Origin of the sequence: Polyangium sp. 6x1 (assembly GCF_029946515.1) — a bacterium.
Taxonomy (GTDB): domain Bacteria; phylum Myxococcota_A; class Polyangia; order Polyangiales; family Polyangiaceae; genus Polyangium.
In genome coordinates this window covers 33,022-47,566 of sequence record NZ_JARZHH010000017.1, presented here as the reverse complement: position 1 = coordinate 47,566, position 14,545 = coordinate 33,022, and the positions used below count along the sequence as shown (strand labels likewise).

The window sequence follows — 14,545 nt, the reverse complement described above, 5'->3', positions numbered from 1 at the left end:
CGCGCTCACCTGACAGGCACAATGAAGTAGAGCAACCCTCGCGCAGTCGGAACGCCGGCAGACGGCTCGACGAAAGCCGCGGTGAAGTCAGCCGCAACCAGCCGGAGCAACCCCCGCTCCTCCGCCGTGAGCAACGCCCGATCCAGCAGCGTCTTCGGCACCTCGGGGAACGCCACACGCACGAGCGACACCGGCACGCCGGGTGTGTCGCGGTAGCTCGGAAGCAGGCGAAGGAGCTCGCCCAAGACACGCGAGACGAGATCCGGATCCGCCGCCGCCCCGCGCGCCGCGCGCACCTTGTCGACGAAGCGCATCACCTCCGCGAGCTCGGCGGGGAACAGCTCGCGCATCGCGTCAATGGCCCGCTGAAGGGGCACACGAAACCGCGGAGGCGGCGGCGGAGACGACGAGCGCCCCTCCCCCACCACGAGCTTCATTTGCACCCGCGAGCTCGGCGCGCTGGGGGGTTCATCGGGACGCATCGTTCGGGGACCCTCGTCAGACATGAACGCATCTCCGTGGCGTGGGTGGATCACGAGCATCACGAGGGCGGCGACCACGCGCGGGATCTCCCTTCCTCATGCCTAGACGAACGCGACTCCGCGAAGCAGCCGTCGCCCTCGTGATGCTCGTGATCCGATAAAAGTGCTCCCGGAAGGGCGCAACGGACGCGGCTCGCCCAGAGAAGTGCCCTCGCGCCCTTCCGGGAGCGCGCAACGTAACTTTTCGACGAACCCAATCCGCTCGTCAGCGCTGGCCGGCCAAGGCCCGGAGCGCCGCGGCGCGAAGGTTCTCCCGATCCTCGTCCGGCTGCGGTCTCTCGCGTGCGTCGAGCTCCACGAGCTCCAGGGCACGTCGAGCATTCCCACGACGCAATGCGGCCTTGGCCTTGAAGAGCCATGCATCCGACGGTGAAGCCTTGTCGGGCCTCGGTCTATCGGACGCATTCGCTCCGGACCGCGGCCTCGTCTTCGGCGCCGAGACAACCATGACCGAGGACGAGCCCATCACCGGAGGAGGCGCACATGCGCTCGACTCCATCCTTGGTGCCTCCGCCTCCCCCCTCGGCTCCGCCTGCACCACGACCGCCCCCGATTCATTGGCCGAGGCGGACGGCTTCTGCTGCGTGATGGCCAGAGCGAGGACACCAGCCGCCACGCTCGGCAACACGCGGAACGGCGCGCCGAGCACGCGCGCGCTGACACGAAAGAACCCGCGCCCCCACCCCACGAATGCCTCCGCGACCCGTGCGGCCGCAAGGAAACTCCCGAGCCCGACCAGGACCACCACCGTCCGAATGCCGCGGGGCCTCTTGATCGTGTCGAGCCTCGCCAGCTCGAAACGGGCCACCTTCCTGCCGCGTTGTAGCCACGTCTCCACGGACTTGACGCTCACGCCCATCCTCTCCGCCGTTTCCTCGGCGTTCTCCCCGAGCGCATTCCCCTCGATCGCGCGCTGAAACTCCGGACGCAGCAGCGGCCAGATCCTCTCGATCCGCTGACGCTCCTCCATCGCCACGATCGCATCCCGCGGCTCCGGCACGAGCAGCTCGATGGCTGACCCCTCCACGAGCTCCTGCCGCTCCAGCGCCTTGCGTTCCTTGATGTGCGTCAGTATGCGGAAACTCAGGATTGCCAGAACGATCTTTTTTCGTTCGTCCGATGCGGTCGGAAGTGGCTTCTCTCGTGCATAAACGTCCACGAGAACATTGGCGACGACATCCGAGGCGTCCTGCTCGTGAACGCCCTTCGCTCGTGCTCGCTTATAAAGAAGCGGAATGAGCGCGATCAGCTCATCGTATTCTTCTTTTTTGGGCTGGTTCACGGTAAAACCTCTCGGGTCGCGTCAACGTCCCCTCCCTCGTACAGGGTCGACGAGGCCCAAATCCCTTCAACGAATCGACATGCACCCCGAAAAAATCCGGGAGCCCGTGTTCCACCCAACCAAACGGCGCGCCAATCTTGGTTTGGCGGTCCTGCTTCTCATGCTCGCCATGTTAGCCGTGACACCAGCCGCCGCGGAGGCCGAGTCTCCCCACTACCGAGTGGAGCTCTCCGCGAAGGAGCTCCCGGCGTGTGACCGTCTCCAGGACTTCGAGGGTCTCCTCGATCTCGTGCTCGCGGAGCCGCTTCTGGATCCACCTGCGTCCCGGGTCCTTTCGACGCGCATCGTCCGAACCTCAACAGGCGGGTACGGTGTGGATCTCGTGTTCAAGGACCTCGACGACCAGGTGCTCGACACGATCCATCGCGAATACCCGGCCGCAATGTGTTGCCACGAGGTGCTCTACAAGGCGGCGCTCGCAGCGGCGCTCTGGATGGAGAAGCGCGAGGCCCCGCCAGAGGAGCTGCCGGCGCCCGCAAAGGCTCCGGAGCCCTGCCCCTCGCCGAAGCCGCCTCCGCCCGCAGGTCCGCCGCCATCAGCGCCCCCGACGCCCCCCTCGCCCCCGCTGCCCGTCGAGCGTCGATGGTTCCTCGGGACCGGAGGGCTGTTCGCGATCGGCATCGCCCCCGAGGTCGTCGGAGGCGCGCACATCGGCGGCGGATATCGCGTCGCAAAGCGGTGGACGATCGAGGCAAATGCGCGCGCGACCTTTCCGCTGCTCACGCGGCCCCTTGGAATGACGCTCGTGCGTATGCACACGGCCTCGACGAGTTTGGGCCCCTGCTACCTGCGCGAATCCTTTGGCGTCTGTGGAGGGGTCGTGGCCGGAGCTACGTGGGCCGAGACCGTAAATCGAACGTATCCCAACCCGAGTCGCTCCCACTTCGTCGGCCTCGCCATCCGCGGGCTCCTCGAACATCCGATCGGTGATCGCCTGAAGGTCCGAATGGACGTAGAGATCGCAGGGAACCTGTTCCGATCGAGGTTCAAAGCCGAAGAGCAACCGACGCGATGGCGCACGGAGCCAGTGACGGCGAACTTCGGTGCGTCGCTCCTTTACTGGTTCTGATCCGGTTCAGATCATGGGCTCGCGGCAACAGAACGTCGTTGCGTCCGCGAGGAAGACGTCGCCTACCGGCTCACTGCCATGCGGTTCGCAGGTGCCAGCCTGATAGTCGAGCACCTCGGCGGCGATGCCAGCGAGCGCAACGCCGGACATGAGGGGGAAGCAACCGCCTCCCATCTCGGGCGAGATGTCAACCTCCAATCGCTGAACGGTACACGCAGCGTCGCTGTACACGTGGACCTTGACGGAGCACATCGCGCCCATAGGCGGGCCGCACGAGCAAGCCTCGCACTGCCGCTGATCGTCGACCTGTCCGTAGAGGAGACGCTTGACCGGCCAGCCTTCGGGGCACGATTCGTCGCCCGCGTGCATCAAGCACGTGGCGAACGGCGCACCCGAGAGCGGCAGACAAACCTCCTCTCCTTCACACGCCGGCCAAGGCGCACGGGCGCAGGCGCGGGCGAACGGCGCGCCAAACCCTCCGGTCACCAAATGGGCCGGTCCAGGCGGCGGATCATCGCCATGCGGCGTGCAGGGCGGCTCCTCAATGGTGGGCGCGGAGATGTCGATCCCTCCGACACACGGCACGCCGCCACACTGGAGGCCTGCCGGGATCGAGTTCGTCGCGGAACATTTCCCTTCCCAAGCCGTGGGAGGATCGAAGCTGGTATTGACACCACCGCCCGCGCACGCATCCGAGGTGACCGTCCACGTCGTGGGCACGTGACATCCTCCTCCTACGGGTGAATCACACGTGCACGTCGGGCACACGAGCCCCCACGCCCCCGGCGCGGGCCTTCCCTCGAAGGCGATCTCGGGCGCGTTCTCCGGACAAACGGGCACGTCGATCTCTGCACCCGTGGCGAGCAGCACGGGCGCCCAGTCGGGAGCAGGGACCACGCACGTCCCATCCGTACAGGAGGATTGCGAGCCATCGCCCGCCTCGGTGCCGCCATCGACGCACTCGGGGAGCGGCGGAGGAGCACCGTCCGGGCAGTCCTCCGGCCAGGGGCACGGGCAGCACTTCGGGGGCGTTCCCGGCGCGCAGTCCGAACCGATGTCGACGTCGTCGTACCAGCAACCGGCAGCCAGGAACGGTGCGGCGGTTGCCGACGTCACGAGCCATGCAGCGAGGAAGAGGCGGACGTGCATCGGGGGCGTATGCTACCGCGCGCCACGATCACCCGTCAAGGCCGGAGACAAACCCCCGGGCGTCTGCTCCGGCGGATGGTGTGACCGGACAATCGGTTTTTGACAGAAGGGTTTGTCGACGGAGGCAAGGCGTGGTATGGGTAGAGCGTGACGGGTTTTCCCCCGTCGGGAGGGACCAGCCTGTGCTTCGGCAAGGAAAACGTGACGCTCAAGAGGTTCGTGTCCGGGTGGGTGCCCGCGTCCGTGAGCTGCGCCTGCATCGTGGGATGACTCAGGCAGAGCTCGCGGAGGCGAGCGGCTTGTCCAGGGGGTATGTGTCGAGCATCGAGCGGGCCCGCGTCAACGCGACGATCATCCCAATTGGCCGCATTGCGGCGGCGCTCGATGTCGTGCCCATGTTCATATTTACAGGTGCCAACGACGACGAATTGTCGCGCGGGTTCGACAAGTTGAGGTTTCTCCCGGCGCGCGAGGCGACGCAAGTGCTGAAGGATTGGGCGAGAGGAATCCAGCGTTCCTTCACTCGTGAGGAATGACTCATGAGCAGAGCTTCTTCCTGGCTCGCGAGATCATCGGCCAGACGGCGGTGACCTGAACCCCGAACGCTTGCGCAATCTCGGCCACGCCCGAGCCGGCCGCGAACAGCACCAGCACGCGCGTCGCGCGCGCATCCGATTCGAGAATACGCTCGAGCGTGCTCCGGGCCTCTACCACCTGATCGGGCAGCGCCCCGGGATCCGGGATGTCTATATCCTCGTCGAGCGACTCCGCCGGGTGGCGGTTGTGGCTGCGCTTCCTGAGGTTGCGAGCAAGACGCCATGCGACGGCTGAAGCCATGCGCTTAATGACGTCCTCGGGGGAAGTGGTGTACACACCGCGACCCCGCCCTTCCCCGACGATGCGGCAAAGTGCGATGAGCGTATCCTGGGCAATGTCTTCGACGTCATCGTCACCCAGCACGCTCCATGTCTTCACCAGGTACCCGCGAATGAAATCACGGTAGCCGTCGAGCTCTCGTGGGCTCGCCTCGATGATCGGCTCGCCAGGACGATTGGGATCGTGGCGGTAGCGGATCACGATGGGCCTCGCTTCCGCCCCGGCAGCAGGCCATCCTCCTCACAAATGTGACTCATAGTCCGTAGACTTCCTGTCATCACTCGTCGACTCTGGACGACGTGAAGCGCGACGAAGGAAAACGGGTTACCGGCGCCTTTGGTGCCGCTGTGCGTGCGGCGCGGCTCCGCCAGGGGGTCTCGCAAGAAGCCCTTGCGGACCTCTGCGAGCTCGACCGCACCTACATCAGCGGCGTCGAACGAGGCATACGCAATCCAACGGTGCTGTCGATCTGGCGCATCGCTTCGGCATTACACGTCCGCCCGAGCGACCTGTTTCGGGACGCGGAAAGCACCCTCTTGCCCGATGACGAAGAGGCATGAGGTGCGGCAACGGCTTGCGGTGCCCATTGGGCACGCGTCGTGTTTCGTACGGACGGACCATAATCGCCGAGGGGCCGGTCGTCGAGCAAATTGTGACTCATAGTCTACGACGAGCGAGCCAGATAAGAGGCTCCGAACGGGCGACCATGCATTTCGCCCATTACATACTGCGGGCGTAGTGGGCACACGAGGCGACAGGTCTCACGCGTCTGCAAGAATCTCGCGTATTCCAAATGCGCAACGTTCGGGCCTCCACGGAGATCCAACATCGCCGCACCCAAGGGGTCCTCATGAAGCTCGCTCAATCCGTCCTGCTCGCCGCCATCCTCGCTAGCTCCGCCTGTACCGGCCCGATCCCAGGCGTCCCGCCCGTCGAGTTCCGCCTCAACAGCCCCGCGCAACCGACGACCGTCAACGACAACCACCAGGAGACGCACTACCAGGAGACGCACACAACGACCGTGCAGGTCGTGCAGCCGGTCCTCGTGCCGTATCCGTACCCCGTCGCTGCACCTGCCCCCACGACCGCGTCTACGCCGGCGATCCCGCCCCCGCCCTCCCCGCCCACGGCGCTCCTGTCCACGGCACCCCAGCACAGCTCTGTGGTGACCTTTCTCCCCTCAGCCGCTACCGCCCAAGCGGAGCCCTGGCTCGATCGGCTTGCCGTGGTGGAGGCCCCAGGCATGCGCCCCTTGGGCCCAGCCATGGGTGCGCAATTCCATCAGGGACAAGCGTTCGAGCTGCCGCTCCCGCTGGAGCCTGGAAGATGTTACTCAATTGTTGGAACGGGGGTCGGGGTTACGGTGCTCGACCTTGAGCTCGTGGTGTGGTCTCCGACTTCGCCGGCCGGAGTCCTCGCGCACCGGCGTTCGACCGCAGCTCGGAACCAGGGAAGCGCGCGGTGCTTCCGGCATTCGATGAATGTCGAGTGGCCTGGTAAGATCGTCGTCAGAGCCGCCCGCGGCTCTGGACTCGGGCTCGCGCGTGTCTATGTGGATTGAACCTCGCCCTTCGCGCGAGTCGCCCAACGCTCTGCTTCGGCCGCGATTACCCCGGCGTCATGTCGAAGGGCCATCGATAAACGCGGACCGTCCCGTCCGAATGCGCCGATGCAGCGTATCGCCCGTCCGGGCTCATGGCCACGCACTCGAGTGCGCCTGCGTTCTCTGCCAGCACGCCCAGCGCCTTGCCCGTGACGACGTTCCAGGCACGGAGGGTGCCGTCCGATGAACCCGAGACAAGCGTGTCGCCACGGGGATCGAAGGCCACGGAGACGACCCGCTTCGTATGGCCAGCGAGCGTCCGTTTCAGCTCCCAGCGTCGTGTCTCCCAGAGCCTTACCGCGCCGTCTCCGCAGCCGGCCGCAAGGAGGCCGCCATCGGTCGTGAAAGAAAGGCCCCGCACGGGGCCCTGAGAGCCCCGCAAGACCTGAATCGGTATGGGACTCTGTGCTCGTCGTGCCCGTCTTCGGCGTCGTGGACTCGATGCGGGCCCAGCAGCTCACCGACACGTTGCTCGCGGCTACCATGGAGAAGCAGTCACGCTTCGCGCTCATTGATATTTCGGGCGTGTATACGGTGGATACAGCGTCCGGTGGTCACCTACTGAATTTGGCAATGGCAGCAAAGCTACTAGGCGCCACTTGCATTCTAACGGGAGTCCAGCCGGACGTCGCGCAGACGCTCGTGTCGCTCGGCATCGATTTGAGTACTTTGCCGACACGGAGAAACCTTCAGGATGGCCTTCAAGAGTGCCTGCGACGGATGGGCAAGCTGTCCCGGTAGGTTGCCGTCAACAACTCGCATGTGAGCAGCAGTCAGCCATCATGGGCCAACCCCAGCATCACCAACCCCACGAGCCCGAAAAGCACGCCACTATTCCCGCTACCGTTTCTCGCGCCAATGTCGACATCCTTCCCGTAAAAGAACCTCAATATTCCTTGATATCCCCACCCATGCCGTGCGAGCCAGTCCGACCCATTCTGGCTCATGCATCCGCGATTCCCCGGATGCGTCGACAACGTGAGTCGCGTCGGCTTCACGTCCGCCCCGTTCTTCCCTGCGTTGTACGTAACCCACCGCTCGGTCTCCGTTGGGTCCTTCCCCACCGACCCGTCGTCCCTCCACAAGGCCCCCGCGACATAGTTCGCCACGATCAGCCGCCCGCCGTACCGCATCGCGATCCCCCTCGTCCTCTCGGCTGCCGCGATGCACTCGGCCCCCGCAGTCCGCGCGAACGTCTGGAACCGCGTGCTGTTGGAGATCGGCGTCGTCCTCCCCAGCAACGGATGATCCCGCATCGCCCGCAGCACGAACGTCCGCGCCGCGACGACGAGCGCCGCCTTCGCCTCGGGGTGCGCCGAGCCATGCTCGGCCGTACATACCCGGGGCAAATACTCCTCCTCGAACCGGAGCCGGCCCTCGCTCGTGAGGATCTCCTCGGGAAAGTCGCCGAGCTCGTCCCGCATGGCCACCGGGATCGCGATCGGCTCGTGGAGCTGCTCGGCGGTCGCTGCCTTCCTCGCCGCCAGTACGTCGGGCGGCGGCCGACCCGCCCATCGCCGCCACCGCAACGCGTCGACCACCGCGTTGACGTCCCCCCATCGCAGTGCCCTTGCCGTCACGGGCTCAGCGTAGAGAACGCGAAGAATGGACGGCACGAGAAGCGGTGGCGCGTCGTCCACGACCGCCTGCACGGCTTGCAACTCCGGGAGAGCAATTCGGCTGGCCGGGACCGGCCAGGAGCGAAGAGTCAGAGCACGAAGCTCACGAGGGTTCATCCGAAACGCGCGTGCTGAACGACGTGGATGCCGCACTGATCGGTCGGGGAAACGCCAGGATGCAGCCAGACGAGCGCCTTGGCCCGCCCGGCATCGCTTTCGAACCGGAACGACCACGACGCCACGCGTCCTGGATACCGCGCGACCGCCACGATCTGCCGCTTGAGGAGCAGCGGCCCAATGATCACGGTCGGCAAGTCGGCCTGTATCGACAACTTGCCAAACACGCCCGCATCGCGAATGGTGAGCGCGACCGACACGCGCCACGTCGGAGCAGGTTCGTGGTAGGTCAGGGGCAATTGCTCCATGATGACCACGCAATGATTCGACGGCTCCAGCGCTGGGTCCGTCTCGACGACGTTCCGCTCCTTTTCACTGTCTATCTCGGTCACGCTCACCATCACGTCCTCCTCACGTCGATCCCTGCAACCGCTTCTCGTGCTGGAAACTCACGCCGTTGAGCGAGAGCTGCACGTAAAGACCGATCTCGACCGGCTTCATCGGCGAGCCCGACCCGAGATCGATCGGCTTGATCGGGAACACGACGTCGTCCTGAAGTTCGATCATCGCCGTGAAGGCCCCGTATTCGCTGTGCTCCGGGTTGTCCGTGAAGATGTAGCCATCGGGAACGGGCAACACGGGCGCACCGCCGGACGTGCGCTCGAGGGTCTTCACCTTCGCGTCGGGCACATTGCGCAGGTGGTCGACGAGCACCTGGCGCGCCGTGCCACTGCCGCCAACGCCGCGTTTGTCCCATGCGAAGAACAATACCCCCGAGCGCCGCAGAGCGCGGTAAAGGAGGTTTTCGCCTGAGAAATCGTGGAAGATCTCCGTAGGCAAGAACGCCCCCGCGTCGTCCCACAACCACCCGTTGCCGAGCAGCACCGGCTCCGCTGCCCCGATTTCCGGGATGCCCTTGATCTCCGCGGGATCGTACCGGACGCGAAGCCCCGCCTCCTGCATGGTGATCGAGCGGATCAGGAAGTCCTGCTCATTGTAGGTGTTCTTCGACGGACGCTGGAGGTTCGTCAGGTTCGTCGTCATCCGACCCGGCACGGTGCCGAGGAACGTCATGTCGTCCCCGACCGCGCGCTCGAAGAACAGATACTTCCCAGCCCGGATCCGGAGCCAAGCTCTCTTCGCCGTCCCCTCGCACACGCACCGGATCTCGGTCACGGAGTAGAAATGGCCGTCCTGGCGCACGACGAACGGCTCGCCCTTGCGGTGCCACTTCTCCACGAGGTCTTTAGCCCCCTTGCCGGGCCGGACCATGTTGGGCGGGAATTGCACGCGCCCCGTCTTCTTCGCCTTCACCTGGGCGCGACGTTTGCCAGCGGCCTGGCCGCGGACGCGGGCGCGGGCCTGGAGGGCACGAGCTTCCTCGAGCGTGATCGAGTGGCGCCCGCGTCGTTGCAACGCCCGGATGTCACCGGTGTCGCCGTCCTCGGCTTCGAGTTCGACGCCCGCGACGTCGTCCTCGTCGTCGGGGCCCGCCGTGTCGTCGTAGTCCGGCTCGTCGATGGGCGCCGCCGTCTCGCCCTCTGCGTCCGTGCGCGAGAGAATGTCGAGGACCTGTTGCTTGGCGAGGTCCATACCATTGGTCGTCATCGTCGAAATCCTCCGTTCGATTTGTCGTTGTTGTCACCCGGCCGCCGCGAAAGACTCGGCCACACGAGGCGGGACCTGCGTCCGGTTGAGCGGCACGCGCAAGAACTGGCCGTCGGGCATCTGCACCCAGGCGAATCCCTGCGGCCCCGGGATGAGCGTGAAGGGCGCACCGGCCTCCCTCTGCTTCGGGGCCACCTGCTTCGGCTGCGCGGGCTGTTGGGCCTGCGCCTGCTTCGACTGCGCAGCGTACGCGAGCGCGAACATGGCGCCCCCGACCGCGAGCACGGTATTCGCGTATGCATTGCCGCGCTTGCGCAGGAGGTAGCCGATCGTCAGGATCCCGAGCGGCAAGAGCCACCACTTGTCCTTGACCTCCTTGCTGTTCTTCAGGTCGTCGAGGTTCGCGAGCAGGGCGACGACCGCACCAGCGCCCGCGACGTAGAGCACGCCCTTGCCGACGTCGCGCGCCATGTGGCGTCGCCGTCCCTTGCGGCGGACGATCTGTGCGCGAGGAACCGCTACCCACTTGCGGCTCACACGCACGTTTTCTTTTCGTTCTGCCATGGGTTCATGACCTCCGATTCGATGGACTGAGGATGAGGAATGCCACGAGGGCGATTAAAGCCATGGGGAGGAGGGACGACGTCGCCGCGCGCACGAATTCGGTAGCCCCGTCGAACGGAGTAGGCAGCGGGCGCCGCTGCGCCGTGGCGAGCTCGCGCTGGATGCGTTCAAGTTCGAGGAGCACAGCGCGCTCGTTGTCGTCGAAGGGGAGCTCGTGCCCCGCGATCCGCTCGCGCTCCACGTGCAGCGCAAGGACCTCGACGGCCTTCGCCTGCGTCGAGAGCATCCGCTTCGTGATCTCGTCGTCGAACCGGACGCCGTAGACGGCCTCCGCGATGACACTCCCGAGATAGGCCGCGGCGAGCGCGCACGCCGATACCAACAGGACGATCAGAACCGGTGCGGCTCCCGTCTCGAAAGCCATCTGCGTCGGTGCGTCCTCCTCCGTAATCACGTCCGCGGTTGGCCGGATCTTCGGAGGCGCGAGCAGCACGAGCGTCCGAGCGATGGCGGAGCCAGCGGCGTTGCGTTCCTGCGTGCTGTATAGATGCGGCCCGAGCTCACCAAGCGGGACGGGCGTATGTGAAAGCGGCGCAGTCTGAAGCGACAGCAAGACGAATGCTCGAAACTGTCGAGCGAGCGTCCGCGCGTCGAGCTTGAGCCAGATCCCATTCTTCGCGGTCGCGAGAGCAGCCGCGGTGATGGTCACCGGATCCCGCTCCCGATGCATCCAGCGGAAGGTACCTGAGGGGGAGGAGGGAGCCGGCGACGGCACGGGCGTAGGCTGCTGGAGCCCTTGCCACCAGTTCCACCACCAGAAGGGCAAAAACGAGAACATATCCGGCCGGCCCCTTCCATTCAGGAGAACGCGATTCCAGCGCCGATCAACGCGAGCACGGGCAGCAGGCTCGGGCTGCTCGACGAACTGCTGGTGCTCGTGTCGGGAGTGGTGTCGATGACGGGGTATTCGTATTCCGGGCCGGGATTCGCTGCCCGGAGCAAGGTTGCACGCATACGCAGCGAGTTCGCGGTCACCGGGCAGCCGCGTTGTTCATAGATGATGGCTGCCTGCTCCAGCAGGTTTGGGTCCATCGACAGAAGCAGATTTCGCGCGGTGTTCTTCCAATCCTCGGGCATGTGCGGATCCAGTGGCCACGAATCAGGCTGGGCCGTTCCCATCACACTGGGGGCAGGGGACGGCGCTGGCATGTTCATCTGGGGAGCCGCGATCGCCGGGAACCCTGGAATCTGCGGCCATTGCCCGAACGGGGGGAATGGGAAAGGCATGGGCTGCTGCTGCGGGACTTGCTGCTGCTGTGGAACGGGTTGCTGCTGTTGCGAGCTCTGCTGCGGGACCGGTTGCTGCTGCTGCGGAATGGGCGGCTGCTGTGAGGTCTGCTGCGGGACCGGTTGCTGCTGGGGCTGCGGCTGCGGTACGGGCTGCGGTTGTTGCTGCTGCGGCTGTTGCTGCTGATTGTTCAGCCACGGCCAACCCCACGGCCAGCCATAGGGCCATCCCGGCGGGATCTGCATGCCCGGGGGAATCGTGGTACCGGGCACCGGCTGCTCGAGCGTCGAGGTGGGCACCGGCTGGGGGTTTGGCGTCGGTTGCGGGGTCGGTGCGGGCTGCTGCTGCTGGCTCGACGGGAGCGGCGTGCCATACTGCGACGTCGAGCCCGGGACGTAAATCTGCGGCAGCAGCGGCGGCGTCGTGTAGACCTGCTCCACCTCCCGCAGCGCGTCCTGTGTGGGCTGGTCGAGGCTCCCGTCCATGCGAAGCATTCGCGTCGGCCGTTCGCGGTTCCACCAAAGCTGGAACGATTGAATGGCCAGCGAGGTCCGCGGCGTCGTCGTGCCGGTAAAGTCGTAGTTCGTCCTTCCGAAATCCGCGGGGTTGCAAGCCCCAGGGTTACGGGCCGCCCACCGGGCAAGCATGAATTGCACCTGGAGGAGCAATCCGGGATCGAGCGTCGCATTCTGCCCGGGACCAGGTAGGCCCGAAGGGGTCTGCGACTGCGTCGGTGTGCTCGGCGGCGCGCCCGAGGGAATCCCCGACGGGGCAGGAGCAGGCGCGGCGGGATTGACGGGCACGGCGAGAGCGTGCTGCGGCCACGCGTCGGGAATGCCGATCTCCTCGCCGGCGTGCAGCGACGTCCAGTTTCCGTTTTTTACGGACTTGTGCGGGTTCGCAGCGCGGAGCTCGGCCCACCACGATCGGTCACTCGCCCCGAGCTTCTTGGCGATGGCGAAAGGGCTGTCGCCGCTCTGCACGACGTACTTGCGCGTCGTCGAGAGGGCGCCCGTCTCGCGCTCGTAGAGGAGCCACCCGGGCGGGATGTTCCACACGGGCGACGAATCGGCTTTACCCGGATTGGCGGCGAGCAGTTCTTGCACGCGCTCCACCTGCCCCGTGAGCTTCTTGGTGATGCCGTGCGGCGTCTCGCCAGGCACGGCGTGGTACGTGCCCGTCGTCGGGTCGACCCCGGAGACGTCCCTCGCCACGCTGACGTTACCGGAGGCGAGCCGCAAAAGGCGCGGGTCGATGTTCTTCACGGCGGGTACATCGCGCATCAGCGATTCCATGTATGCAGGGCTCAAGGGCGCGATCGATGTGTGCCGCAGCGGTCGCGGTCGGGTATCCACCGCTGCGGTGTCGTCATATCGATCCTCGTGCGGCCGCTCGTAGTATTCGGGCGCGAAAACGCGCTGCTCCTCCGACGGCTCGTGCGCCGCTCCAGAGAAATCGAATCGAATTCGTGGCGTCTTCGACTGCGCCGGAGGCGGCTGCGTGGGCGGACGCTGCTCCTCGGCCATGCGTTGCGAGGGCAGCGTTCCCGCGGCGCGCCTGCGCCGGTAGTCCGCGGGACGGTGAACCCGCAAATTTGCTTCATCGGCGTACACCGGGTTTCCGGTACGCCGGGTCTTCTCCTGCCCCTCGGCAAGTATCTTGCGCTCGTGCTTCGTGAGCTTGCGCTTCCGCGGCGCGGTCGCGGTCTTCACCGCCCCCTCAATCAATCCCCCACCGGCGCGCCCGATGCTCGCGCCGATGGCCGTTCCCGCCGGACCGATGAGGCTACCGAGGCCAGCACCGGCCAGCATCCCGAGGCTTTCGCCGAGGCTGCCACCGCCACTGCTCGCGTTCGGGGCGCCACCGCCACCGCCTCCCCCTCCGAACAGACCGGAGAGCATCTGCATGAAATCGCCGGTGTCCTCGATGGGCGAAGCTTCCCCCAAGGGATTGCCTTGCTCGTCGAAGGGCGCACCGGTGTCGTACGACAACGTGATCGCTCGCATATACGGTCCTCTCTTTCGTTCCGCGTCGCCGTCAGGCGACATCCTCGGAGATTGCCGGTCGCTGGACGGTGCGCGGGCAGAGGCTCCAGCGGCACTTCGTCACTTCGACCTTCGTCGGCTTCACGATCGCCGTTGCGTCGACGTCGTATTCGTTCCCCATCGGACCTGCGAACTGGCCGGCCTTGTTGAAGTGCGAGACAACGAGCACAGTCGGAGCCATCACGGCCAGGGCCTCGAGCAGCGCGGTCTGTTCCACGAAGGTCCGGCCCCATCGCTGGAGCGAATCGACGACGATAACTGCGGCATCCGGCGGCACGGCCTTCAGAGCTTCGCGCCATCCGACCTTGCTGCCCTTGCCGTGGCGGCTCACGAGGCGGATCCGATGCGGGGACGAGTTCGTCCTGGGAAACAACTCCCGCACGAGCTGCTGGTTTTGCTCGGCGTCGAGCCAGTACCCGAGCCCGTCGAGGCGCTCGGCGATCTGCGCCGCGAGCTCGGCGCAAAGCGTGGACTTGCCCGAGCCCGGAACGCCGCCGACCAGGACCTTCAAGCCGAGCACCACGCCCCCGAGCGCCTTGGACAGGATCGCCGGAAAGTGCGTCGGGCGAAGGGGTTTCCCCGCCTCGTCGAGCGACTCGACCACGATGCCGGGCGGGACCTCGTGCGGCACGGGCTCCCAGACCGAGGCACCGCATAGACAAAACCCTCCCGAGATCGGCGACCGGCGCCGATAACAGACTGCACAGCGCAGCATGTGTCCCC

At 66.1% G+C, this 14,545-nt stretch carries 16 protein-coding genes; 4 read left to right on the top strand and 12 right to left on the bottom strand.

Annotated elements, in window-relative coordinates; genetic code table 11:
* Positions 1-5: 5 nt before the first annotated feature.
* Together QHF85_RS17985 and QHF85_RS17980 are read right to left on the bottom strand one after the other, a co-directional pair.
* A complete protein-coding gene (locus QHF85_RS17985; protein ID WP_281328436.1) occupies positions 6-482 on the bottom strand; it encodes a hypothetical protein in 477 nt (158 codons plus the stop codon).
* A gap of 265 nt (positions 483-747) precedes the next feature.
* Positions 748-1,824, bottom strand: coding sequence for a sigma factor-like helix-turn-helix DNA-binding protein (locus tag QHF85_RS17980; protein WP_281328435.1), 1,077 nt, complete (start codon positions 1,822-1,824; stop codon positions 748-750).
* A 169-nt stretch (positions 1,825-1,993) separates the two neighbouring features.
* Here QHF85_RS17980 and QHF85_RS17975 point away from each other — a divergent pair, with 169 nt between their 5' ends.
* Positions 1,994-2,953 (top strand): hypothetical protein, encoded by a 960-nt coding sequence (locus QHF85_RS17975; protein WP_281328434.1) that lies wholly within the window; start codon positions 1,994-1,996, stop codon positions 2,951-2,953.
* A gap of 6 nt (positions 2,954-2,959) precedes the next feature.
* On the opposite strand, the gene QHF85_RS17970 is transcribed toward QHF85_RS17975, so the two are convergent.
* Positions 2,960-4,102, bottom strand: a complete 1,143-nt coding sequence (locus QHF85_RS17970) for a hypothetical protein (RefSeq protein WP_281328433.1) — start codon at positions 4,100-4,102, stop codon at positions 2,960-2,962.
* A 227-nt stretch (positions 4,103-4,329) separates the two neighbouring features.
* Here QHF85_RS17970 and QHF85_RS17965 point away from each other — a divergent pair, with 227 nt between their 5' ends.
* On the top strand, positions 4,330-4,638 hold the full coding sequence (locus tag QHF85_RS17965) for a helix-turn-helix transcriptional regulator (protein ID WP_281328432.1): 309 nt from the start codon (positions 4,330-4,332) through the stop codon (positions 4,636-4,638).
* 1 nt (position 4,639) lies between these two features.
* Here QHF85_RS17965 and QHF85_RS17960 read toward each other — a convergent pair whose 3' ends face one another.
* Positions 4,640-5,179: a sigma-70 family RNA polymerase sigma factor gene (locus tag QHF85_RS17960; RefSeq protein ID WP_281328431.1), complete on the bottom strand. Its 540-nt coding sequence runs from the start codon at positions 5,177-5,179 to the stop codon at positions 4,640-4,642.
* A gap of 98 nt (positions 5,180-5,277) precedes the next feature.
* Here QHF85_RS17960 and QHF85_RS17955 point away from each other — a divergent pair, with 98 nt between their 5' ends.
* The gene (locus QHF85_RS17955) at positions 5,278-5,538 is read left to right on the top strand and encodes a helix-turn-helix transcriptional regulator (protein ID WP_281328430.1); all 261 of its coding nucleotides are present in this window, start codon (positions 5,278-5,280) and stop codon (positions 5,536-5,538) included.
* Positions 5,539-6,585: 1,047 nt separating this feature from the next.
* On the opposite strand, the gene QHF85_RS17950 is transcribed toward QHF85_RS17955, so the two are convergent.
* Complete coding sequence (locus QHF85_RS17950) at positions 6,586-6,963, bottom strand: hypothetical protein (protein ID WP_281328429.1); 378 nt, start codon at positions 6,961-6,963, stop codon at positions 6,586-6,588.
* A 23-nt stretch (positions 6,964-6,986) separates the two neighbouring features.
* On the opposite strand from QHF85_RS17950, the gene QHF85_RS17945 reads away from it, so the two are divergent.
* Positions 6,987-7,322 (top strand): STAS domain-containing protein, encoded by a 336-nt coding sequence (locus QHF85_RS17945; protein ID WP_281328428.1) that lies wholly within the window; start codon positions 6,987-6,989, stop codon positions 7,320-7,322.
* Positions 7,323-7,354: 32 nt separating this feature from the next.
* Here the strand turns inward: QHF85_RS17945 and QHF85_RS17940 are convergent, their stop codons facing one another.
* From QHF85_RS17940 to QHF85_RS17910, 7 genes are all read right to left on the bottom strand, one after another.
* The gene (locus tag QHF85_RS17940) at positions 7,355-8,233 is read right to left on the bottom strand and encodes a SpoIID/LytB domain-containing protein (RefSeq protein WP_281328427.1); all 879 of its coding nucleotides are present in this window, start codon (positions 8,231-8,233) and stop codon (positions 7,355-7,357) included.
* An 80-nt stretch (positions 8,234-8,313) separates the two neighbouring features.
* Positions 8,314-8,718 (bottom strand): hypothetical protein, encoded by a 405-nt coding sequence (locus QHF85_RS17935; protein ID WP_281328426.1) that lies wholly within the window; start codon positions 8,716-8,718, stop codon positions 8,314-8,316.
* A gap of 10 nt (positions 8,719-8,728) precedes the next feature.
* Positions 8,729-9,925: a hypothetical protein gene (locus tag QHF85_RS17930; protein ID WP_281328425.1), complete on the bottom strand. Its 1,197-nt coding sequence runs from the start codon at positions 9,923-9,925 to the stop codon at positions 8,729-8,731.
* Positions 9,926-9,958: 33 nt separating this feature from the next.
* Complete coding sequence (locus tag QHF85_RS17925; RefSeq protein ID WP_281328424.1) at positions 9,959-10,396, bottom strand: hypothetical protein; 438 nt, start codon at positions 10,394-10,396, stop codon at positions 9,959-9,961.
* 97 nt (positions 10,397-10,493) lie between these two features.
* The gene (locus QHF85_RS17920) at positions 10,494-11,219 is read right to left on the bottom strand and encodes a hypothetical protein (protein WP_281328423.1); all 726 of its coding nucleotides are present in this window, start codon (positions 11,217-11,219) and stop codon (positions 10,494-10,496) included.
* A 128-nt stretch (positions 11,220-11,347) separates the two neighbouring features.
* Positions 11,348-13,783 (bottom strand): LysM domain-containing protein, encoded by a 2,436-nt coding sequence (locus tag QHF85_RS17915; RefSeq protein WP_281328422.1) that lies wholly within the window; start codon positions 13,781-13,783, stop codon positions 11,348-11,350.
* 31 nt (positions 13,784-13,814) lie between these two features.
* Positions 13,815-14,537 carry a hypothetical protein gene (locus QHF85_RS17910; RefSeq protein ID WP_281328421.1) on the bottom strand — a complete coding sequence of 241 codons (723 nt, stop codon included), beginning with the start codon at positions 14,535-14,537 and terminating at the stop codon, positions 13,815-13,817.
* Between the last annotated feature and the right edge of the window lie 8 nt (positions 14,538-14,545).